Raw genomic sequence first — 21713 nt, forward strand, 5'->3', positions numbered from 1 at the left:
CGATCCCCTAGTACCTGGGCGCGTTCCTGGACCGCTGCACCCGCGAGGTGCGGCGGTCCTTCGCGTTCCAGCAGGCCTTGTGCCAGTGCCGGCGGTCGTCCACCCCGCCGTACTCCGGCCAGGCCACCAGGTGCGGGGTGCCGGAAGGGATCTCCTGGTCGCAGCCCGGGCAGCGGTAGCGCTTGCCCGCCGCGCTCGCGCCCGCGACGTGCCGGACCTTCCACTCCTCGCCCTGGTACTCCTCCGTGCGCTCCAGCCCGAAGCGATCCAGGCCCCACGCACCGGATCCCGGACCGGGCTCCGGACGGTCGGCTGGATTCCCGCCGCCCCTGGGGCGGTTGTGGCGCGGTGACACGTATACCTCACGGATGGGCGAACGGCAGTGACTTTCTCCCAGACTACGCGCAGCAAGGCCGGGTAGGCGCAGGGTGGCCGGCAAGGGGCGACCACGATGACGCCGCCGACGGCAACTGGCCTGACTATCCCAATAACTTTCCTGTCAGGCCGTGCCTTTGGCACGTGTCAGACGTTGTTGCCATCAGATGAACCGGTCCACCTGGGGGAGGCCGCGTCAGCCACTGGGAGGATGAAGGCGATGCGTGTAGGAGCGTTTGTACTGGCGGCCCAGTTTCCGGGCCAGGGGCAGGGGGAGGCGTTGCACCGGGCGGTGCGGACCGCCGAGGTGGCCGAGGAGGCCGGGCTCGACTCGGTCTGGCTCGCCGAGCACCACTTCGTCCCGTACGGGGTCTGCCCGTCGGCGGTGACGCTGGCGGCCCTGCTGCTGGGGCGGACCCGGCGGCTGCAGGTGGGCACGGCGGTGAGCGTGCTGCCGAGCACGCACCCGGTGGCCCTCGGGGAGCAGGCGGCGCTGCTGCACCTCACCTCGGGCGGCCGGTTCAGCCTGGGGGTCGGCCGGGGCGGGCCCTGGGTGGACCTGGAGGTGTTCGGCGGTGGCCTGGACGCCTACGAGAAGGAGTTCCCGGAGGGCCTGGACCTGCTGCGGCGCTGGCTCACCGAGCCGCGGGTGGCTGCCGCCGGCGAGCGGTACGGGTTCCGCGAGGTGGCCGTCGTACCGCGTCCGTCGGAGGCGATGGACGGGGACGGATCAGGGCCGGAAGTGATCGTCGCCTGCACCTCCCCCGCGTCGGTGCGCCTCGCCGCGGAGCGGGGGCTGCCGATGCTGCTGGGCATGCACTGCGGGGACGAGGAGAAGGCGGCGATGGTCGCGCTGTACCGGCGTACGGCCGCGGCGGCGGGCCACTGCCCGGAGGCCGCGCACGTATCGGCGGGCGTCGTCCAGCTGGCGGACCGTACGGTGGACGCCCGCGAGACCCTCATGAAGTCCATGCCGGGCTGGCTGAAGCAGGGGCTGGACGCGCACGTGACGGTGGACGGCCGGGAGCGCACGATGCGGGACCCCGTCGCCTACACCGAGCTGCTCTGCGATCTGCACCCCGTGGGGACCCCGCGGCTGGCGGCGGACCGGCTGGCGGCCACGTCGGAGCGGACGGGCATCACGCGGTTCGCCCTGCTGGCCGAGGGCTCCGGTGATCTCGCCGCGACGGAGGAGAACGTACGGCGCCTCGGCGCCGAGGTCCTGCCCCGTCTCGGCTGAGGCTGCCGCTCCGGTAGCAATGGCACCTCCCGCGATACGGAGCGGCAGCGGAGAACGGTCGTGCGGATCGTGCTGGTCGTGCCTGTCATGCGGGTGGTGCGTCTCATGCGGGTTCGTGCAGGTCGTACGGTCAGCAGTCCCGGAGCTCGGGCGACTGGTTGAGCAGCTGGCCACGGATCGACGTGAACTTGGCCAGCCGGTCGTCCGAGGAAGGATCCAGCGGGAACACGGCCACACGGTGGCAGTTCTGGAATGCCAGGCGCACCCCGAAGTGCCGCTGCAGCGCACCTCGTATCGCGTCACTCGCGAGAGCGCGCAGCAGCTGGCCACGCGCCTGCTCGTCGGGCGGCGGCGTCTGGTTGTCGGCGAACTCTCCACCGTCCACCTTCAGCTGGGCCACCAGCGAGCTGATCATCTCCCATGCGAAGGGCAGGGAGGTCCGGACGCAGTCGACGAAAGCGGCTTCGTCGACCTCGCCTCGCTCGGCCTGTTCGAGTAGGGCCGGTGAGACGTCGAGCGACATGGGTTCTCCTCTCGCGACCCCGGCCGTTTGGGTTGCCGGAGTCTTACGGGCAGGGAAGGAGGCCGCGACACAGAGTGCACGCTCCGCAACCTCCCGCTCACCACGGTAGGCGCCCCATGGGTGCCGCACCAGGAGAATGCGCATACAACGCGCCATCCGCGAACGGGGCTTTCGGGGGCGAATCGCGTGGAGGCCCGTCGGTCGAGTAGCGTTGCCGACCATGCGTCTCGTCATTGCCCGCTGCTCCGTCGACTACGCGGGCCGGCTCACCGCCCATCTGCCCTCGGCACCCCGTCTGATCCTCGTGAAGGCCGACGGCAGTGTCTCGATCCACGCGGACGACCGAGCGTACAAACCGCTCAACTGGATGTCGCCCCCGTGCACCCTCAAGGAGGGGACCGGGGCCGAGGAAGGCGTCTGGACGGTCGTCAACAAGGCGGGCGAAAAGCTCATCATCACCATGGAGGAAGTCCTCCACGACTCCTCCCACGAGCTGGGCGTCGACCCGGGTCTGATCAAGGACGGCGTCGAGGCGCACCTGCAGGAACTGCTGGCCGACCGGATCGAAACGCTGGGCGAGGGCTACACGCTGATCCGGCGCGAGTACATGACGGCGATCGGCCCGGTGGACATCCTGTGCCGGGACTCCTCCGGCGCGACGGTGGCGGTGGAGATCAAGCGCCGCGGCGAGATCGACGGCGTCGAGCAGCTGACCCGCTACCTGGAACTGCTGAACCGGGATCCGCACCTGGCACCGGTCCGGGGCGTCTTCGCGGCCCAGGAGATCAAGCCCCAGGCGCGTGTCCTGGCGACGGACCGAGGCATGGACTGCGTGGTCCTGGACTACGACGCCCTCCGCGGCATCGAGGACGACAAGCTCCGCCTGTTCTGACCCCGGCCCCGGGTACCGGTGGCTCCGCCGGGGCCGACGGGTTCGGGGCCGATGGTCCCGCCGTCGCCCCGGGGCCCTGCCCCAGGTGTCCTGTCCCGGGGTCCCGCCCCGGGGGTCCCGCCCCGGGGTCCTCGCGGCTAGGTGCTCGACGGGCTGCCGACCGGGCCCGTCGTCGGGGGCGGCGTGGTCGGGGCCGGCGTCGTCGGGGCCGTGGTCGGCGTCGGCTTCGGGTCCGGGCTCGGCGGATTCGACGGTGGAGTCGGGTTCGGCGTCGAGGTCGGGCGGGACGGGGGCGTCGGGGCCGTGGCCGGCTTGCGCGACGGGGTGCGCTGCGTCTGGTTCGGCTCCGGGCTGTGCCCCGGTTCCGGGGCGGCCGGCTCCGAGGCGTCGGCGGCCGGGGCCCCCGGATCGGGTGCAGGATCGTTCCCGCTCGTGCTCGTACCCGGCGCGTCCGTGCTGCCCTCCGTCGGCGTCGACGACACCGCAGGGCCGCCCCCGTCCGCCGGGGCCCCGGAGTCCGAGCCCGTCATCGTCAGGCTCACCACGGTGCCCAGCGCCACCACCGTCAGCACGCCCGCCGCCGCCAGCAGCACCGGCTTCCGGCGCGCCTGCGCGGCCGGCCCGCGGACGGGCCCGCGCACGGGCCCGCGCGCCGTCGCGGACGCGGGCGCGAGCGGCACGGCCACCGTCGGCTTCGGGTCGAGGGGGAAGGCCTCCTCGAACACCTCCGACAGCGTCGTCGGCGCCGGCGCCTTCCCGATCACCGGCACGACGCGGGCCACCGAAGCCGCCGCGGCAGCCGGGGCCGGAGCCGCAGGGACCGCCTTCGGCACCACCGTCGTCACCGCCTCCGAAGCCGGCACGGCGGCCGCGGCCGGTGCGGCCGCCGGCGGATCCAGCCGCAGCGGCGGCGACACCTCCACGCCCGCCTTCTCCCGGTCCGTGACCAGCGCGAGCGCCCGCCGCCCGGCCACCGTGCCCCGCTTGTCGGCGAGCGCGCCCTTCAGGCCTATGGACGCCTCCAGTTCGGCCCGCGCCCGGTCCAGTCGTCCCTCGCACAGCGCGAGCACGCCGAGTTCGTGGTGGAAGTACGCCTGTTCCGCGACCTCTCCCGCCTTCCGCGCGGCCTCGGCCCCGGAGCGCAGCACCCGCTCCCACGCCTCCCAGCGCCGCGAGGCGGCGAACGCCGGCGCCGCGGTCCGGGCCAGCAGTACGGCGGCCACCACATCGGCGCCGGTCAGCGCGGCCAGCACGGCGTCGGCCTCCGCCGCGACCCGCTCCGGGGTCACCGAGGCGTGCCCGGTCCACCAGGCGTAGTGGCGGGCGGCCGTACGGGCCTCCTCCGCCTCGGTGTCCCCGAACCCGGCCTCCTCCAGCTGCCGCGCGACCCCGGCGGCCAGCCGGTAGCGCGCGCCGACCGGGGTGAGCAGTCCGCAGCCCAGCAGTTCGGCGACCGCCGCGTCGGCGTGGGTGTCCCCCACGAGCGCCGGCAGGTGGGCGTGGTGCGGCAGCTCGCCGCCCAGCGCGCACGCGATCCGCAGCACCGCCCGCGCCGACTCGCTGACCCGGGAGGCGAGCAGCTCGGCGGGGGCCGCGCCCTCGGCCAGCGTCGGCAGCGGTACGAACGCGGCGTCGCGCGGCCGCTCCTCGAAGACCCCGGGTTCCTCGTCGTCGTCCTGGGCCGAGACCTGGTTGCGCTCGTCGCGCTGGCGCAGCAGTGCGGCCGCCTGGACGAAGCGCAGTGGCAGCCCCTCGGACGCGAACCCCAGGTCTCCCGCCCAGGCGGTCTCCTCGTCGGTGAGCGCGCGTCCGATGCCCGCCTCCAGCAGCTGCGTGCAGTCGGCGCGGCCGAGGCCGCCGAGGAGGACCTCCTCCAGGTGCGAGTCGTCGGAGGGGGCGCGGGTGTCGGGGGTGGCGGCCAGCAGGTAGGCGCACTCGGGGGTGGCGTGCAGCAGCTCGTCGAGGGCGCTGCCGCCCATCTCCAGGTCGTCGAGGAGCACGATGGCGCCGATGTCCCGTACCCGGGTGAGGAGTTGGGTCCGTTCGGGCCGCTCCGTCGATGCCTCGTACACGGTGGCGTACAGCGCGTGCAGCAGCTCGCCGGGCTGCTGGTGCCCGTATCCGCTGAGCCGTACGACGCCGTCGGGCGCCAGGCCCGTGCAGTCGGCGGCGACCGCGTCGAGCAGGGCGCTGCGGCCGGATCCCCTGGGTCCGGTCAGCCGTACGGAGCGGCCGCGCCCCAGCAGCCGTACGAGCCGCTCCCGTTCCTCCTCGCGCGCGAGGAGCGGCGGGGCCGGGGCGGCGGGGCCGGGCAGGACCGGCGGCCGTGCGGCGGCGTCCCTGGCGCTGCGGGCGGCCGCGGCGTGCTTGGCGGGGGCACCGCCGCCGGTGCCGGGCCGGCGCGGCTCGATCTCGCTGCCGTCGACCGGGTTCACGGTCAGGGTGAAGTCCCCGGCGGTGAGGGTGACGACCCGCGCGACGGGGGCGGCCGGTGCGGCTGCCGCGGGCGCCGTCGTGGGAGGCACGGGTGGCGCCGCCGGCTGCTCCACCGGTTCGGCCTGCCCCTGTATGCGGTCCATGACCCCGTCCCCCGATCGCGCTCTGCGCCGTCGCCGTCGTACCGTCCGGCCTTCGCACATTCCGCTGTCGCTACGGGTCCGGTCCCGCCCGAACCCTAGACGGTGCCCGGTCGTACGCGGAACCGCAGGGGTGCCATCACCACCGGACCGTTACGTTTCCGCAGAAAGCGTGGACGGCGGACCGCGTCACACCCGCGGGAGGGATTCCGCTTCCAGGCCGCCCTCGATCGCGAGGATCCGGTGCAGCCGGGTGGCGACGAGGAGGCGCTGCATCTGCGGCGGCACCCCGCGCAGGACGAGGCGGCGGCCGGTCCGGCCGGCCCGCCGGTGGGCTCCCATGATCACGCCGAGCCCGGTCGCGTCCCAGGAGTCGAGCCCGGTGAGGTCCAGCACGAGATCGCCGTGGCCGTCGTCGAGCGCGGTGTGGAGGGCCGTACGGGCGTCCGCCGCGCTGCGCACGTCGAGGCGGCCCCCGACAGCGAGTTCGGCGTGGTCGCCCCTGATGTGCATGTGTGCTCCCGGCAGTCCTGGGTGTGTAGGGATCCGACTGGTCCGTGGTCGGCAACTCTCACTGCAACTGACTGCCCTGCGGGCAGTGAAGTTGCCGACCGTGAGCGAACCGATACCTAATTCACCCGTGCGGGTGCAGGTATTCGAACAGGCGCCCGGCGCCTCGGCGCCTGTTGCGGCTCGGTGGCTCAGTGCTTGTAGAAGCCCTGACCGCTCTTGCGGCCGAAGTCGCCGGCGTCCACCATGCGGCGCATGAGCTCCGGCGGCGCGAACTTCTCGTCCTGGGACTCGGTGTAGATGTTGCTGGTGGCGTGCAGCAGGATGTCGACGCCGGTGAGGTCGGCGGTGGCCAGCGGCCCCATCGCGTGGCCGAAGCCGAGCTTGCAGGCGATGTCGATGTCCTCGGCGGAGGCCACGCCCGATTCGTACAGCTTCGCGGCTTCCACGACCAGGGCGGAGATCAGACGGGTCGTCACGAAACCGGCGACGTCGCGGTTGACGACGATGCAGGTCTTGCCGACGGACTCGGCGAACGCCCGGGTGGCCGCGAGGGTCTCGTCGCTCGTCTTGTAGCCGCGGACGAGCTCGCAGAGCTGCATCATCGGGACGGGCGAGAAGAAGTGCGCGCCGACGACGCGCTCCGGACGCTCCGTCACGGCCGCGATCTTGGTGATCGGGATGGCGGAGGTGTTGGACGCGAGGATCGCGTCGTCCCGTACGAGCTTGTCGAGGGCACGGAAGATCTCGTGCTTGACTTCGAGCTTCTCGAAGACGGCCTCGACGACGATGTCGACGTCGGCGACGGCGTCGAGGTCGGTGGTCGTCTTGATGCGGGCGAGCGCGGCCTCGGCGTCCTCGGCCGTCATCTTGCCCTTGGAGACGAACTTGTCGTACGAGGCCTTGATCCCGTCGGTACCGCGGGTCAGCGCGGCATCGGTGACATCACGCAGTACGACGTCCCACCCCGCCTGAGCGGAGACCTGAGCGATTCCGGAACCCATCAGTCCGGCACCGATGACGGCGAGCTTCCCAGCCACTGCACACCCCTCGTTCTTCATATGGCCCAGTCTCGTAGCCTCTCCGGCGGAGACTAGCGCTCGCGGAGGTTCGTGTGACCGCGAAGTAACACGCGTCACGTCTCAACTGACGGACATCACACCGGTACGGCTCAGCCGCCCGCATCCTCCAACCGGGCCTCGATCGCCCGCATTCGCCCGGCCTCGCGCGCCGCCGCCCGGGCGTGCCCGAGGTCGAGGGCCATCCGCCCGCGGGCGTAGAGGTAGTGGACGTCCTCGCGGGTGGACCGGTCGAGGTCCGGGCGGCCGCACAGCCGCCGGTAGGTGACGACAAGGGAGATGTACGGGCGGTCCAGGCGGTCGAGCTCGTCGGGCGACAGAACGCCGCGCAGGTGGTCCTTGACGTAGTCACGCACCTGCTCGTCGGCCTCGGCGGGGCGCGGCTCGGCCGGGAAGTGGGGATGGTCGCGCCAGTCCGCCGCGAGCCCCTCCAGCTCGTGGAGCCCCTCCCGTGCCCGGCTCGGGTCGGCGCGGGCGAGGGCCGCGCGGGCCTCTTCGGCAGCGGCTGCCGCCTCCGTGCGCAGCGCCGGGCCGGCGGCGTACCGAGAGCCGAGGAAGCCCGCCAAGACATCGATCCGCTTGGCCAGTTCGGCGCACTGCCAGATTCCGAACATGTCGGTCAAACCGTCGCTCCTCCGCGCTCCCGTGTTCCCTCTTCCAGGGCCCGGCGACGGACGGTACCGGTCACGGGAACGCCGCCGCGTGCGATTTTCCGGCGGTCCTCACTACGCTGGCCGCATGGTGAACCTCACGCGCATCTACACCCGCACCGGCGACAAGGGCACGACCGCGCTCGGCGACATGAGCCGCACGGCCAAGACCGACCTGCGGATCTCCGCCTACGCCGACGCCAACGAGGCCAACGCGGCCATCGGCACGGCGATCGCCCTGGGCGACCTGCCGGAAGATGTCGTGAAGGTCCTGGTACGGGTACAGAACGACCTGTTCGACGTCGGCGCCGACCTGTGCACCCCGGTCGTCGAGAACCCCGAGTACCCGCCGCTGCGCGTCGAGCAGTTCTACGTGGACAAGCTGGAGGCGGACTGCGACCGCTTCAACGAACAGCTGGAGAAGCTGCGCAGCTTCATCCTCCCCGGCGGCACCCCCGGCGCGGCCCTGCTGCACCAGGCCTGCACGGTGGTCCGGCGCGCCGAGCGCTCCACCTGGGCGGCCCTGGAGGTGCACGGCGAGGTGATGAACCCGATGACCGCGACGTACCTGAACCGCCTCTCCGACCTCCTGTTCATCTTGGCGCGTACGGCCAACAAGGAGGTCGGGGACGTCCTCTGGGTACCGGGCGGCGAACGCTAGGCCTCGGCGGGCTCCTCCCGCGGCTCCCCGACCGGGGCCTTGCGCGGCCAGATCGAGTACGTGGCGGCGATGACGGCCTGGATGCCGAGCAGGCGCAGGACGGCGAACTGCCAGGACTGCAGGCCGGCGGTGTCCGCCGCGTCGCCCACGTACAGGATCGCGCCCTGGAGCAGCCCGAGCGCGACGGCGGCGCCGACCAGGCTGCGGGTCCACAGCTTCCACTCGTGGACCGCCCTGGCCTTGCCGTACTTCGGGCCGGGCGGCTTCGGGCCCCCGCCGAAGCGGTACGCCGCGTGCCGGTCGAGCCACTTCACCGTGTAGTGGCCGTAGCCGACGGTGTAACCGATGTACAGCGCGGCCAGGCCGTGCATCCAGCTCGGCTCGCCGCCGTTCTTGAGGTCCACGACAGTGACCGCCAGCAGGACCAGCTCCAGCAGCGGCTCGCACAGCAGGACCGCGGCCCCGAGCCGGGGCCTCTTCGCGAGGTAGCGCAGTGCCAGTCCGCCGGCCAGCAGCACCCAGAAGCCGGTCTCGCAGGTGATGATCAGGGCGACGAGCACGGGAATCTCCATTTCGCTCCGGCCGGCGCTCGGGCGCCGGCCACTGCGTCCAGGCTCCCGCCCGATCCGCGCCCCTTCGTCGTCGCCGGTGACGAACCGTGACTGCATCCTTCGGTGTAGTGCCGCCGCGCCCGGTATCCGCCCCGGCGGCGAGGCCCGGCCCTCCCCCACCCTGTTGGATAGGACCGTGACCCCGACCCCGGCCCCGGCCCCGGACGCACCCGCGAAGACCTTCCGCCCCCACCGCGACGATGTCCTCCTCGCGGTGCTCGGCGTGCTCCTGGGACTGCTGCTCTGGTCGCTCGGCATTTACAGCACCGGCAAACGGCACTTCTTCCCCGCCTGGGCGGCCCTGGTCCCGCTCCTCGTCCTCGGCCCGCTGGAGCTGTTGCGCCGCACCGCGCCCAACGTCACCCTGGCCGTCGGCATCCTCGGGGTGATCGCCGACCAGTTCACCGTGGGCAACCTCGGCACCGTCCTGATCTTCACGGACCTGATGTACGCGGCCGCCGTCTACGGCAAACCCGCCATGGCCCGCCGGCTCCCGGCCTCCACCGGCCTGATCACCATCACCATCACCATCGCCTCCATGGCCTGGCTGCGCACCCCGCAGGCCCTGATGACCGGCGTGCTCACCGGCATCGTGAGCTTCGGTCCGGCCCTGACCGGCGCCACCCTGCGCAACCACCGCGAGGCCGCCGTGGCCGCCCGGCTGCGCGCCGAGCAGACGGCACTGCTGGCCGAGATGGACCGCAGCCAGGCCGTCGTCGCCGAGCGCGCCCGGATGGCCCGCGAGCTGCACGACATGGTGGCCAACCACCTGTCCGCGATCGCCATCCACTCCACCGCCGCACTGTCCATCGACTCCCCCACCACGAGCCGGGAGGCCCTCGGGGTAATCCGGGAGAACAGCGTGCAGGGACTGGCCGAGATGCGCCGGCTGATCGGGCTGCTGCGCGACGCGGGCGCGGAGCAGGAGGCGGTCGCCACACCCTCCCTCCACGGGCTCGACACCCTGCTGGGGCAGGCCCGGGTCAACGGCGCCGCGAGCGGTCTGGACTTCGTGCTCCTCGACGACCGCCCGTCCGGGGAGCCGCTGCCGGCCCCGGTGGAGCTGGCGGCGTACCGGATCGTCCAGGAGTCGCTGACGAACGCCCTCAAGCACGCCGCCCCGGGCACGGTCCGGGTCCGCGTGAGCCACGACGGCGCGGAGGGCGGAATGCTGACCGTACGGGTGGACTCCCCGTACAGGGACCGGCCGGGCCCCCGCGCCCCCGGCTCGGGGGCGGGGCTGATCGGCATGCGGGAGCGCACCGAGCTGCTGGGCGGGGAGTTCTCGGCGGGTCGGGCGGGATCGGTTTGGCTGGTGCGGGCGGACCTGCCCGCGGAGGAGAAGGCGGTGGCCGGATGAGCATCCGCGTGGTGGTGGCCGAGGACCAGAGCGCCGTACGGGCCGGGCTGGTGCTGATCCTGCGCAGCGCGGGCGACATCGAGGTCGCGGGCGAGGCCGCGGACGGCGAGGAGGCGGTGCGCCTGGCCCGGGAGCTGCGGCCGGACCTCGTCCTCATGGACGTGCAGATGCCGCGGCTCGACGGGGTGTCGGCGACCCGCCAGGTGGTGGCGGAGGGGCTGGCCGACGTCCTGGTGCTGACCACCTTCGACCTGGACGAGTACGTGTTCGGCGCGCTGCGCGCAGGGGCCGCGGGCTTCCTGCTGAAGAACGCGGACGCGGCGGAGCTGATCGAGGCGGTACGGACGGTCGCGCGCGGAGAGGGCCTGATCTCCCCGGCGGTGACCCGGCGGCTGATCGCCGAGTTCGCGGCTCCGCGGCCCGTCAAGGCCTCCGTGTCGGCGGAGACGGCAGCGGCGGTGGACTCGCTGACCCGGCGGGAGAGGGAGGTGCTCGGCTGCCTGGGCGAGGGGCTGTCGAACGCGGAGGTCGCGGTGCGGCTGGACATGGCGGAGGCGACGGTGAAGACGCACGTCAGCAGGCTGCTGGGGAAGCTTGGGCTGCGCAGCCGGGTCCAAGCGGCCGTACTGGCCCAGGAGTTGGGCCTCTAGCGGCACACCGGAGGGAAGGTCTGGACCTCTTGACGCTTGGTCCAGACCTTTCTACGCTCGCGGCAACTGTGGTGAGCGTGCCATGACAAGCATGCTCACGGGCGGCGCAGGTCCCACCCCCATGTCGTAGCCGGCCCCACGGCCACGACGGACCTACGGAGGAGCACCCTTGAGCACAGCACCCCCACCCCGCATCCGTCTCTTCAGAAGGCTCGCCGCGACCGTGGCCGCCTTCGCCCTGCCCGTCGCCGGACTCGTGGCCCTGGCCGGCCCCGCCCAGGCCGCCGCCTCCGCGACGGCCACGTACACGAAGGTCTCCGACTGGGGCACCGGCTTCGAGGGCAAGTGGACGGTGAAGAACACCGGCACCACCACCCTCACCAGCTGGACCGTGGAGTGGGACTACCCCTCCGGCACGACGGTCACCTCGGCCTGGGACGCCACCGTCACCAGCTCCGGCACCCACTGGACCGGCAAGAACGTCGGCTGGAACGGCACCCTCGCCCCCGGTGCCACGATCAGCTTCGGCTTCAACGGCGCCGGCCCCGGCGCCCCCGGCGGCTGCAAGGTCAACGGCGGCCCCTGCGACGGCGGCACGACCCCCACCGACAGCCCGCCGTCGGCCCCCGGCACCCCAACCGCGAGCGGGGTCACCGACACCTCGCTGACCATCGGCTGGTCCGCGGCCACCGACGACAAGGGCGTCAAGAACTACGACGTCTACCGCGGCGGCGCGAAGGCCGCGACCGTCACGGGCACGAGCTGGACCGACTCCGGCCTGACCAAGGGCACGACGTACACGTACAGCGTCATCGCGCGCGACACCGCAGGCCAGAGCGGCCCGGCCTCCGGCTCCGTCTCTGTCACCACGACCGGCGGCGGCACCACGCCCCCGGACCCGGGCGGCAAGGTCAAGCTCGGCTACTTCACCGACTGGGGCGTCTACCAGCGCAACTACCACGTGAAGAACCTGGTGACCTCGGGCTCCGCCGCGAAGATCACTCACATCAACTACGCGTTCGGCAACGTCCAGGGCGGCAAGTGCACCATCGGTGACGCCTACGCCGACTACGACAAGGCCTACACCGCCGACCAGAGCGTCGACGGCGTCGCCGACACCTGGGACCAGCCGCTGCGCGGCAACTTCAACCAGCTGCGCAAGCTCAAGGCGAAGTACCCGGACATCAAGGTGCTGTGGTCCTTCGGCGGCTGGACCTGGTCCGGCGGCTTCGGCCAGGCCGCGGCGAACCCGGCCGCCTTCGCCGACTCCTGCTACAGCCTGGTCGAGGACCCGCGCTGGGCGGACGTCTTCGACGGCATCGACATCGACTGGGAGTACCCGAACGCCTGCGGCCTGTCCTGCGACACGAGCGGCGCCGCCTCCCTGAAGAACGTCCTGTCCGCGCTGCGCACCAGGTTCGGCGGCAGCAACCTGGTGACCGCGGCGATCTCCGCGGACGGCTCGGGCGGCGGCAAGCTCGACCTCGCCGACTATGCCGGCGCCTCCCAGTACGTCGACTTCTACAACGTCATGACGTACGACTTCTTCGGCGCGTGGGACGCCAAGGGCCCGACCGCCCCGCACTCCCCGCTCACCTCGTACGCCGGCATCCCGATCGCCGGTTTCAACACCGAGGCCGCCATCACCAAGCTCAAGGGCAAGGGCATCGCCGGCTCCAAGCTCAACCTCGGCATCGGCTTCTACGGCCGCGGCTGGACCGGAGTCAGCCAGGACGCCCCCGGCGGCGCCGCCACCGGACCCGCCCCGGGCACGTACGAACAGGGCATCGAGGACTACAAGGTGCTCAAGGGCAGCTGCCCGGCCACCGGCACCGTCGCCGGCACGGCCTACGCCAAGTGCGGCAGCAACTGGTGGAGCTACGACACCCCCGCCACCATCGCCGGGAAAATGAGCTGGACCAAGCAGCAGGGCCTCAGGGGCGCCTTCTTCTGGGAGTTCAGCGGCGACACCGCGAACGGCGAGCTCGCGGGCGCGATCCACACCGGCCTCCAGTAGCCCCCACGCACCGGACCGGTGAACGACGAAGCCGGGGAGACGGGGTCCGCCCCCCGTCTCCCCGGCTTCCCGGTGTCTTGCGTCCCGCGGCCCGCGTCAGGCCACGTTCACCCTCTGCCCCGGAGGCGCCGCCTCCAGCCAGGCCAGGAAACCGGTCAGCGCGTCCTCGCTCATCGCCAGCTCCAGGCGGGTCCCGCGGTGGAGACAGCCGAGCACGACGGCGTCGGACAGCAGGGCCAGCTCCTCCTCGCCCTCGGGGGCGCGGCGGGCGACGACCTCGATGGAGGAGCGCTCCAGCAGCCGGCGCGGCCGCGGGGAGTACGAGAACACGCGGAACCACTCGATCCGGTCACCGCTGTAGCGGGCGACCCCGTACACCCAGCCCTTGCCGGAGATGTCGGGTTCCTCGGACACCCCCCAGCGCAGGCTGCAGTCGAAGGTGCCGCCGGAACGCTGGATGAGTCTGCGGCGCAGCCCGAACACAAACAGCCCGATCACCACCAGGGCTACGACCAGGCCGCTCACAAGCAGAGCGAGGAGCATCTTCACCGACCTCCTCGCTCATCGAATCCCGCACCAACGAAAAACGGACGTACATCGCCTCAGCCGCGACCCGGTCTGGAAAATTCCAGAACGGACCGCGGCTGAGGTCGCACACTCTTCGGAACGGGGCTCAGTGCCCCGTTACCGCGCGCAGCCGGACATCGGCGCGACGTTCGGCGGCCGCATCGGCCTCCGACTTCGCGCGCTCCAGTGCCCGCTCCGCCCGCTGGACGTCAATCTCGTCAGCGAGCTCGGCGATCTCGGCCAGCAGGGACAGCTTGTTGTCCGCGAACGAGATGAATCCGCCGTGTACCGCGGCGACGACAGTGTTGCCCTCGCTGGTACGGATGGTCACCGGGCCCGATTCCAGCACACCGAGAAGCGGCTGGTGACCGGGCATGACGCCGATGTCGCCGGACGTGGTGCGGGCGACGACCAGGGTGGCCTCGCCGGACCAGACATTGCGGTCCGCCGCGACCAGCTCGACGTGCAGCTCAGCAGCCAAGGTGGCTCCTCGGGTCACCACCCGGCGGGTCAGCCGGGTGTTGGGTCAAATTCTAATGGGCGTGGGGAGAGGGACGGGACACACCCGCCCCTCTCCGTCAATCAGCTGTGCTCACGAGGAGCGCGGCTTCAGGAGACGCCCAGCTCCTTGGCGTTGGCCTTGAGGTCCTCAATGCCACCGCACATGAAGAACGCCTGCTCGGGGAAGTGGTCGTAGTCACCGTCGCAGATCGCGTTGAACGCGGTGATCGACTCGTCGAGCGGAACGTCCGAACCGTCCACGCCGGTGAACTGCTTGGCGACGTGGGTGTTCTGCGACAGGAAGCGCTCGACGCGACGGGCACGGTGGACAACGAGCTTGTCCTCCTCGCCCAGCTCGTCGATACCGAGGATCGCGATGATGTCCTGGAGGTCCTTGTACTTCTGGAGGATCCCCTTGACACGCATGGCGGCCGCGTAGTGGTCCGCCGCGATGTACCGCGGGTCGAGGATGCGGGACGTCGAGTCCAGCGGGTCCACGGCCGGGTAGATGCCCTTCTCGGAGATCGGACGGGAGAGAACCGTCGTCGCGTCGAGGTGGGCGAACGTGGTGGCCGGCGCCGGGTCGGTCAGGTCGTCCGCGGGGACGTAGATCGCCTGCATCGAGGTGATCGAGTGACCGCGGGTCGAGGTGATGCGCTCCTGCAGCAGACCCATCTCGTCAGCCAGGTTCGGCTGGTAACCCACTGCGGACGGCATGCGGCCGAGCAGCGTGGAGACCTCGGAGCCGGCCTGGGTGTAACGGAAGATGTTGTCGATGAAGAAGAGCACGTCCTGCTTCTGCACATCGCGGAAGTACTCCGCCATGGTCAGACCGGCCAGCGCGACGCGAAGACGGGTGCCCGGGGGCTCGTCCATCTGGCCGAAGACGAGCGCCGTCTTGTCGATGACGCCCGAGTCGCCCATTTCCTCGATGAGGTCGTTGCCCTCACGCGTACGCTCACCGACGCCCGCGAAGACCGACACACCATCGTGGTTGTTGGCCACGCGGTAGATCATTTCCTGGATCAGAACGGTCTTGCCGACACCGGCACCACCGAACAGACCGATCTTTCCACCCTTGACGTACGGGGTGAGAAGGTCGATGACCTTGACGCCGGTCTCGAACATCTCCGTCTTCGACTCAAGCTCGTCGAAGTTCGGAGCCTTGCGGTGGATCGGCCAGCGCTCGGTGACCTCGGCGTTCGCCTCGGGGTAGTTCAGCACCTCACCGAGGGTGTTGAACACCTTGCCCTTGGTGAAGTCGCCGACGGGGACGGTGATGCCCTCGCCCGTGTCGGTCACCGGGGCCTGGCGGACCAGACCGTCGGTGGGCTGCATCGAGATGGTGCGGACCATGCCGTCACCCAGGTGCTGGGCGACTTCCAGGGTCAGCGTCTTGAGCGCGCCGTCCTCGGCCGGGTCGGCGACCTGGACCTTCAGCGCGTTGTAGATGTCGGGCATCGCGTCGACGGGGAACTCCACGTCGACGACCGGGCCGATGACCCGGGCGACGCGGCCCGTGGCGGCGGCCGTCTCAACAGAGGTCGTCATTACTTGTCACTCCCCGCGGTCGCGTCGGCCATGGCGCTGGCGCCACCGACGATCTCGCTGATTTCCTGGGTGATTTCGGCCTGGCGGGCCGCGTTGGCAAGCCGGGAGAGGCTCTTGATGAGGTCTCCGGCGTTGTCGGTCGCCGACTTCATCGCGCGGCGGCGGGCGGCGTGCTCGGAGGCAGCCGACTGCAGCAGTGCGTTGTAGATACGGCTCTCGACGTAGCGCGGCAGCAGGGCGTCGAGGACGTCCTCCGCCGACGGCTCGAAGTCGAACAGCGGAAGGACCTCGCCCTTCGCGCCGGTCTCCTCCACAGCCTTGTCGAGGCTGAGCGGCAGCATCCGGCCGTCCACCGCGTTCTGCGTCATCATCGACACGAATTCCGTGTAGACGATGTGCAGCTCGTCGACGCCGCCCTCGGCCGTGTCCAGCTGGATGGCCTCGATCAGCGGCGCCGCGACGCGCTTGGCGTCGGCGTAGGCCGGGCTGTCGGTGAAGCCGGTCCACGAGTCCGCGACCTTGCGCTCGCGGAAGCCGTAGTAGGCGACACCCTTGCGGCCGACGATGTAGGCATCGACGTCCTTGCCCTCAGCGCGCAGCCGCTCGGTGAGCCGCTCCGCCTGCTTGATGGCGTTCGAGGAGTAGCCGCCGGCCAGACCGCGGTCGCTCGTGATGAGCAGGACCGCGGCGCGGGTCGGCGCCTCGACCTCGGTGGTCAGGGCGTGCTTGGTGTTCGAGCCGGTCGCCACCGCGGTCACCGCACGGGTGAGCTCGGTCGCGTACGGCATCGATGCCGCCACCTTGCGCTGCGCCTTGACGATGCGCGAGGCGGCGATCATCTCCATCGCCTTGGTGATCTTCTTGGTCGCCGTGACGGCACGGATGCGACGCTTGTAGACCCGGAGCTGCGCTCCCATGAGTCAGGTCCCTTCCGTCGTCACTTGGAGACGTTGACGGCCGGAGCGTCCTCGCCCAGGAGCTTGCCGTCAGAGGTCTCGAACTGCTGCTTGAAGGCAGCGATGGCGTCCGCGACCGACGTCAGGGTGTCGTCCGACATCTTGCCGCCCTCCGCGATGGAGGTCAGGAGGTCCTTGCGCTCGCGGCGCAGGTGCTCCAGCAGCTCCGACTCGAAGCGGCGGATGTCGGCCACCGGAACGTCGTCCATCTTGCCGGTGGTACCGGCCCAGACGGAGACGACCTGCTCCTCGACCGGCATCGGCTGGTACTGGCCCTGCTTCAGCAGCTCGACCATGCGCTTGCCGCGCTCCAGCGAAGCCTTCGACGCGGCGTCCAGGTCGGAACCGAAGGCGGCGAACGCCTCCAGCTCGCGGTACTGGGCGAGGTCCACGCGGAGACGGCCGGAAACCTGCTTCATGGCCTTGTGCTGCGCGGAACCACCGACGCGGGAGACCGAGATACCGACGTTCAGCGCCGGGCGCTGGCCCGCGTTGAACAGGTCGGACTCCAGGAAGCACTGGCCGTCGGTGATGGAGATGACGTTGGTCGGGATGAACGCCGACACGTCGTTCGCCTTGGTCTCGACGATCGGCAGGCCGGTCATCGAACCGGCACCCATCTCGTCGGAGAGCTTGGCGCAGCGCTCCAGCAGACGCGAGTGCAGGTAGAAGACGTCACCCGGGTAGGCCTCACGGCCCGGCGGGCGGCGCAGCAGCAGCGACACGGCGCGGTAGGCGTCGGCCTGCTTCGACAGGTCGTCGAAGATGATCAGGACGTGCTTGCCGGCGTACATCCAGTGCTGGCCGATGGCGGAACCGGTGTACGGCGCCAGGTACTTGAAGCCGGCCGGGTCGGACGCCGGGGCGGCGACGATCGTCGTGTACTCGAGCGCGCCGGCCTCTTCCAGGGCGCCGCGAACGGACGCGATGGTCGAGCCCTTCTGGCCGATGGCGACGTAGATGCAGCGGACCTGCTTGTTCACGTCGCCCGAGCGCCAGTTGTCGCGCTGGTTGATGATCGTGTCGACGGCCAGAGCGGTCTTGCCGGTCTGACGGTCACCAATGATCAGCTGACGCTGGCCACGGCCGATCGGCACCATCGCGTCGACGGCCTTGTAGCCGGTCTGCATGGGCTCGTGCACCGACTTACGGACCATGACGCCCGGGGCCTGCAGCTCGAGGGCGCGGCGGCCTTCGGTCGCGATCTCGCCGAGGCCGTCGATCGGGTTGCCGAGCGGGTCGACAACGCGGCCGAGGTAGCCCTCGCCGACACCTACGGAGAGAACCTCACCGGTGCGCTGCACCGGCTGGCCCTCCTCGATACCGCTGAACTCGCCGAGGACGATCGCACCGATCTCGCGCTCCTCAAGGTTGAGGGCGAGACCGAGGGTGCCGTCCTCGAACTTCAGCAGCTCGTTCGCCATGGCGGAGGGCAGGCCCTCCACCTTCGCGATGCCGTCGCCGGCAACGCTGACCGTTCCGACCTCCTCGCGCGAGGCCGCGTCCGGCTGGTACGACTGGACAAAGTTCTCCAGTGCGTCCCGGATCTCCTCCGGCCGGATCGTGAGCTCCGCCATCTGGGTTCCCTGCTCTCCTTGTTGGGCCTGAAGCTTCTTAGGGGTCTGGGGGCGACCCCCAGGAATCTTCTGCAAGTTCTGCACGGCCCAACCGGGCCGCTAGGAATGCGTTGTTCTATTGGTGGCTGGTCAGCCGGCCATGCGGCGGGACGCCTCGGCGAGGCGGTCCGCGATGGTGCCGTCGATGACCTCGTCACCGACCCGCACCGAGATCCCGCCGAGGACCGCGGGGTCCACGTCGAGGTTCAGGTGCATCTGGCGGCCGTACAGCTTGGCCAGCACCGCGCCGAGACGCTGCTTCTGCACGTCACTGAGCGGAACCGCGCTGGTCACGGTGGCGACCATGCGGTCACGGCGCTCGGCGGCGAGCTTGGAAAGGGACTCCAGTCCCGCTTCCAGGCTACGTCCACGCGGGTGCGTGACGAGACGCGTGACCAGACGCTCGGTGACGGCGTTCGCCTTGCCGCCGAGCAGGCTGTTCAGCAGCGTGCTCTTGGCAGAGGCGGTGGCCGCCCGGTCGGTCAGCGCAGCGCGCAGCTCGGTGTTCGAGGCGACGATCCGGCCGAAGCGGAACAGCTCGTCCTCGACGTCGTCCAGCCCACCGGCCTGCTGGGCCGCCGTGAGGTCGGCGGTGGCCGCCAGCTCCTCAAGCGAGTCCACCAGGTCGCGGGACTGCGACCAGCGGGACCGGGCCATACCGGACACCAGGTCGAGGGTCTCCCCGCCGACCTGGCCGCCCAGCAGACGGCTCACCAGCTCGGCCTTGGCCTCGCCGGACTGCGCCGGGTCCGTGATGACCCGACGCAGCGAGACCTCACGGTCGAGCAGCGCGGTGACGGCTGCCAGCTCGCCGGCGAGCTTCGCCGCGTCGACGGACGTGTTGTCCGTCAGCGCGTCGAGACGCTCGCGCGCGGAGGCCAGCGCCTCGCGGCTCGCTCCGTTCATCGGGCCGCCTCGGCCTTCTCCTCAAGCTCGCTGAGGAAGCGGTCGATCGTGCGGCTCTGCCGGGCGGCGTCCTCAAGGGACTCGCCGACGAGCTTGCCGGCCAGGTCGGTGGCGAGCTTGCCCACGTCCTGGCGCAGCGCCTGAGAGGCGGCCTTGCGGTCGGCCGCGATCTGGGCGTGGCCGGCAGCGATGATCTCCTCACGCTGCCGCTGGCCCTCTGCGCGCAGTTCTTCCTTGAGCGCAGTGCCCTGCTCCAGCGCTTCCTGGCGCAGGCGCGCGGCCTCGTGCCGGGCTTCGGCGAGCTGGGCCTTGTACTGCTCCAGCACGCTCTGGGCCTCGGTCTGAGCGGCCTCAGCCTTCTCGATACCGCCCTCGATCTGCTCGCGGCGCTCGTCCAGAACCTTGTTGATGTTCGGGAGGAGCTTCTTCGCGAGGAAACCGAAGACGATGACGAAGGCGATCAGACCGATGACGAGCTCGGGGATCGGCGGGTAGAGCGGATTTTCCGTCTCTGCCGCGAGAACCAGGAGGTTCACATCAGTGCCTTTCGTCTAATCGGACTAGTGGTCGTGGCTCGTCTTAGTAGACGAACGGCATGACCAGACCGATGAGGGCGAGCGCCTCACAGAAGGCGAAGCCGAGGATCTGGTTGGCGCGGATCAGACCGGCAGCCTCGGGCTGACGGGCGAGAGCCTGCGTGCCGTTACCGAAGATGATGCCGACGCCGACACCCGGGCCGATGGCCGCGAGACCGTAACCAACGGAGCTGAGGGAACCGGTGACGCCTTCGGCGGCAGCGAGGATCTGGGACATGCCAGTTCTTCCTTCTCTTTCACGGACCGGTGGGGGTTGGCCACCGGACGACAGGGGGTTTGGGGGTGGGCCGGACTCAGTGGTGCTCGGCGAGCGCGCCCTGGATGAAGCTGCAGGCCAGGAGGACGAAGACGTAGGCCTGGACAGCCTGGATGAAGAGCTCGAAGGCCGTCATCACGATGACCATGATGAAAGAGACGCCCGCGTAGGCGATCCCGATCCCGTTCAGCAGGTACCAGCTGGCGATGGTGAACAGCAGCAGCAGGGTGTGACCGGCGAACATGTTCGCGAACAGTCGGACCGCGTGGGTGAACGGGCGCACCAGGACGTTCGAGAAGAACTCGATGACCATGACGAGCGGGAGGACCGGGCCGAGCGACTTGTCGTAGCCGGTCAGGTTCTTGAGTCCGCCGACGAAGCCGTGGCGCTTGAACGTCACGGACATCCAGATGAAGTAGACGATCGCCGCGAGGGCCGCCGGGTACGCGATGATCGCGGTCACCGGGAACTGGGCCACGGGGACGATCGACCAGACGTTCAGGACCCAGACGAAGAAGAACAGCGACACCATGAAGGGGACGTACTTCTCGCCCTCCTTCTTGCCCAGCGTCTCGTACACGATGCCGCGGCGCACGAAGTCGTAGCCGGCCTCGGCGACCATCTGGAGCTTGCCCGGGACGACCTTCGGCTTCCGGAACGCGGCCCAGAAGAAAGCGACGATGATGACCGAGCCCAGCAGGGCCAGCAGCATCGGCTTGTTGAAGTACGGACTGGTCAGGCCGGCTTTGCCCCACAGAGGCTCGAAGAGGAACGAGTGCAGGCCCGGGCCGGGGAAGCCACATCCGTCGAAGATGTGACAGTCGGTCTCGAAGGCGAGGACCTGCGTCGGGTCAGCACTCACCGCGGGCTCCTTCAGCGTGGCGCATAGGTACGGCAACCTCATCGTGTCGGCGCGGCGCACGGCCGCAGTTCGGCACTGGACTGGTGTAACGGGTGTGGGGGCGGCAGTCAGGCATCGAGCCTCGCGATGGAACAGGCGTCAGCTCAGATGCCCGCGCCCGCAATGCCGCAGTTGGAACCGGACGATAGCAGCATCTCGAACGCACGCTTATCCCGGCCCTACCCCTCACGACTTCGGCCCCGAATTATCGGGCTTGTCGCCCTTCGTCGAGTCCGGTTCTACGTAGAGGATCTTGGCCTTCATATGAGCACGCGTCTGTGCACCGATCCACACGAGGGTGGTGGCGACGAGCGTGATCGCGAATGCCCGGGGGTTGAACAGCGTCGTGTTCTTGAACACGGCGAGAAAGACGAAGAGCAGCAGGATCTGGGCCGTGTAGAGCATGAGCCCCATGGCCTGGAACAAGTGCGGCAGCGATTTCGCAGTGCGTTGCAGAACAATGAATCCGATGCCCATGAACAGCATCACCAGCAGCGTCGCGATGACAGCGCCAAGGGCCCCTTCGCCGCCCGCCACCACGGCGCTGACAACGGCGGCAAGAGCGCCGGCGACAGCTGTGGGTACGGCGGCATGCAGGAGGGATCGGACGTCATCAGACCGCATGGCGGGTTGCTCCGCGTGGTGGTGGGGGCACGGACTCGTACGGACTCGTACGGGACGAGCGTAAGCCCGGTCCGAGATCGAGCCTCGGGCCAATG

Annotated in this window: 23 protein-coding genes; 6 read left to right on the forward strand and 17 right to left on the reverse strand. The window is 70.5% G+C overall.

Annotation, left to right across the window (positions count from 1 at the left end):
* Nucleotides 1–7: 7 nt before the first annotated feature.
* Nucleotides 8–355, reverse strand: a complete 348-nt coding sequence (locus ABTY04_RS18550; RefSeq protein ID WP_352214405.1) for an Rv1322 family protein — start codon at nucleotides 353–355, stop codon at nucleotides 8–10.
* Between the two features lie 240 nt (nucleotides 356–595).
* On the opposite strand from ABTY04_RS18550, the gene ABTY04_RS18555 reads away from it, so the two are divergent.
* Nucleotides 596–1615: an LLM class flavin-dependent oxidoreductase gene (locus ABTY04_RS18555; protein ID WP_352214406.1), complete on the forward strand. Its 1020-nt coding sequence runs from the start codon at nucleotides 596–598 to the stop codon at nucleotides 1613–1615.
* A gap of 130 nt (nucleotides 1616–1745) precedes the next feature.
* On the opposite strand, the gene ABTY04_RS18560 is transcribed toward ABTY04_RS18555, so the two are convergent.
* A complete protein-coding gene (locus ABTY04_RS18560; protein ID WP_030153794.1) occupies nucleotides 1746–2138 on the reverse strand; it encodes an SCO5389 family protein in 393 nt (130 codons plus the stop codon).
* A 220-nt stretch (nucleotides 2139–2358) separates the two neighbouring features.
* On the opposite strand from ABTY04_RS18560, the gene nucS reads away from it, so the two are divergent.
* Nucleotides 2359–3030, forward strand: coding sequence for an endonuclease NucS (gene nucS, locus ABTY04_RS18565; RefSeq protein WP_352214407.1), 672 nt, complete (start codon nucleotides 2359–2361; stop codon nucleotides 3028–3030).
* A 137-nt stretch (nucleotides 3031–3167) separates the two neighbouring features.
* Here nucS and ABTY04_RS18570 read toward each other — a convergent pair whose 3' ends face one another.
* The 4 genes from ABTY04_RS18570 to ABTY04_RS18585 all read right to left on the reverse strand — a co-directional run bounded on the left by ABTY04_RS18570 (nucleotide 3168) and on the right by ABTY04_RS18585 (nucleotide 7818).
* Complete coding sequence (locus ABTY04_RS18570; RefSeq protein WP_352214408.1) at nucleotides 3168–5609, reverse strand: ATP-binding protein; 2442 nt, start codon at nucleotides 5607–5609, stop codon at nucleotides 3168–3170.
* Nucleotides 5610–5795: 186 nt separating this feature from the next.
* Nucleotides 5796–6119, reverse strand: a complete 324-nt coding sequence (locus tag ABTY04_RS18575) for an STAS domain-containing protein (RefSeq protein ID WP_030153791.1) — start codon at nucleotides 6117–6119, stop codon at nucleotides 5796–5798.
* Between the two features lie 188 nt (nucleotides 6120–6307).
* On the reverse strand, nucleotides 6308–7156 hold the full coding sequence (locus ABTY04_RS18580; RefSeq protein ID WP_352214409.1) for a 3-hydroxyacyl-CoA dehydrogenase family protein: 849 nt from the start codon (nucleotides 7154–7156) through the stop codon (nucleotides 6308–6310).
* 131 nt (nucleotides 7157–7287) lie between these two features.
* Nucleotides 7288–7818, reverse strand: a complete 531-nt coding sequence (locus ABTY04_RS18585) for a hypothetical protein (protein WP_352214410.1) — start codon at nucleotides 7816–7818, stop codon at nucleotides 7288–7290.
* Between the two features lie 115 nt (nucleotides 7819–7933).
* Here ABTY04_RS18585 and ABTY04_RS18590 point away from each other — a divergent pair, with 115 nt between their 5' ends.
* A complete protein-coding gene (locus ABTY04_RS18590) occupies nucleotides 7934–8506 on the forward strand; it encodes a cob(I)yrinic acid a,c-diamide adenosyltransferase (RefSeq protein ID WP_352214411.1) in 573 nt (190 codons plus the stop codon).
* Here ABTY04_RS18590 and ABTY04_RS18595 read toward each other — a convergent pair.
* Nucleotides 8503–9066 carry a hypothetical protein gene (locus ABTY04_RS18595; RefSeq protein ID WP_352214444.1) on the reverse strand — a complete coding sequence of 188 codons (564 nt, stop codon included), beginning with the start codon at nucleotides 9064–9066 and terminating at the stop codon, nucleotides 8503–8505. The genes ABTY04_RS18590 and ABTY04_RS18595 overlap by 4 nt on opposite strands.
* 187 nt (nucleotides 9067–9253) lie before the next feature.
* On the opposite strand from ABTY04_RS18595, the gene ABTY04_RS18600 reads away from it, so the two are divergent.
* The 3 genes from ABTY04_RS18600 to ABTY04_RS18610 all read left to right on the forward strand — a co-directional run bounded on the left by ABTY04_RS18600 (nucleotide 9254) and on the right by ABTY04_RS18610 (nucleotide 13144).
* Nucleotides 9254–10477, forward strand: coding sequence for a sensor histidine kinase (locus ABTY04_RS18600; protein ID WP_352214412.1), 1224 nt, complete (start codon nucleotides 9254–9256; stop codon nucleotides 10475–10477).
* Nucleotides 10474–11127, forward strand: coding sequence for a response regulator (locus tag ABTY04_RS18605; RefSeq protein WP_352214413.1), 654 nt, complete (start codon nucleotides 10474–10476; stop codon nucleotides 11125–11127). Before ABTY04_RS18600 ends, ABTY04_RS18605 begins: the two co-directional genes overlap by 4 nt.
* A 169-nt stretch (nucleotides 11128–11296) precedes the next feature.
* Nucleotides 11297–13144, forward strand: a complete 1848-nt coding sequence (locus ABTY04_RS18610; RefSeq protein ID WP_502996667.1) for a glycosyl hydrolase family 18 protein — start codon at nucleotides 11297–11299, stop codon at nucleotides 13142–13144.
* Nucleotides 13145–13240: 96 nt separating this feature from the next.
* Here the strand turns inward: ABTY04_RS18610 and ABTY04_RS18615 are convergent, their stop codons facing one another.
* The 10 genes from ABTY04_RS18615 to ABTY04_RS18660 all read right to left on the reverse strand — a co-directional run bounded on the left by ABTY04_RS18615 (nucleotide 13241) and on the right by ABTY04_RS18660 (nucleotide 21618).
* Entirely contained in the window at nucleotides 13241–13687 is a 447-nt protein-coding gene (locus tag ABTY04_RS18615; RefSeq protein ID WP_030153784.1) for a DUF2550 domain-containing protein, read from the reverse strand.
* 130 nt (nucleotides 13688–13817) lie between these two features.
* Complete coding sequence (locus tag ABTY04_RS18620; RefSeq protein WP_008738187.1) at nucleotides 13818–14192, reverse strand: F0F1 ATP synthase subunit epsilon; 375 nt, start codon at nucleotides 14190–14192, stop codon at nucleotides 13818–13820.
* A 128-nt stretch (nucleotides 14193–14320) separates the two neighbouring features.
* Entirely contained in the window at nucleotides 14321–15763 is a 1443-nt protein-coding gene (gene atpD, locus ABTY04_RS18625; protein WP_352214414.1) for a F0F1 ATP synthase subunit beta, read from the reverse strand.
* Nucleotides 15763–16680, reverse strand: coding sequence for a F0F1 ATP synthase subunit gamma (locus ABTY04_RS18630; RefSeq protein ID WP_352214415.1), 918 nt, complete (start codon nucleotides 16678–16680; stop codon nucleotides 15763–15765). The genes atpD and ABTY04_RS18630 overlap by 1 nt, the downstream gene beginning before the upstream one ends.
* Before the next feature lie 20 nt (nucleotides 16681–16700).
* On the reverse strand, nucleotides 16701–18296 hold the full coding sequence (gene atpA, locus ABTY04_RS18635) for a F0F1 ATP synthase subunit alpha (protein WP_352214416.1): 1596 nt from the start codon (nucleotides 18294–18296) through the stop codon (nucleotides 16701–16703).
* A gap of 129 nt (nucleotides 18297–18425) precedes the next feature.
* Nucleotides 18426–19241: a F0F1 ATP synthase subunit delta gene (locus ABTY04_RS18640; RefSeq protein WP_352214417.1), complete on the reverse strand. Its 816-nt coding sequence runs from the start codon at nucleotides 19239–19241 to the stop codon at nucleotides 18426–18428.
* Complete coding sequence (locus ABTY04_RS18645; RefSeq protein WP_352214418.1) at nucleotides 19238–19777, reverse strand: F0F1 ATP synthase subunit B; 540 nt, start codon at nucleotides 19775–19777, stop codon at nucleotides 19238–19240. The genes ABTY04_RS18640 and ABTY04_RS18645 overlap by 4 nt, the downstream gene beginning before the upstream one ends.
* Before the next feature lie 43 nt (nucleotides 19778–19820).
* Nucleotides 19821–20054, reverse strand: a complete 234-nt coding sequence (atpE, locus tag ABTY04_RS18650) for an ATP synthase F0 subunit C (RefSeq protein WP_030857147.1) — start codon at nucleotides 20052–20054, stop codon at nucleotides 19821–19823.
* Between the two features lie 76 nt (nucleotides 20055–20130).
* Nucleotides 20131–20970 (reverse strand): F0F1 ATP synthase subunit A, encoded by an 840-nt coding sequence (gene atpB / locus ABTY04_RS18655; protein ID WP_352214446.1) that lies wholly within the window; start codon nucleotides 20968–20970, stop codon nucleotides 20131–20133.
* Nucleotides 20971–21180: 210 nt separating this feature from the next.
* The gene (locus ABTY04_RS18660; RefSeq protein ID WP_352214419.1) at nucleotides 21181–21618 is read right to left on the reverse strand and encodes a Cg1360 family ATP-synthase-associated protein; all 438 of its coding nucleotides are present in this window, start codon (nucleotides 21616–21618) and stop codon (nucleotides 21181–21183) included.
* Nucleotides 21619–21713: the final 95 nt, after the last annotated feature.

Origin of the sequence: Streptomyces sp. NPDC097981 (genome assembly GCF_040302565.1) — a bacterium.
GTDB lineage: Bacteria > Actinomycetota > Actinomycetes > Streptomycetales > Streptomycetaceae > Streptomyces.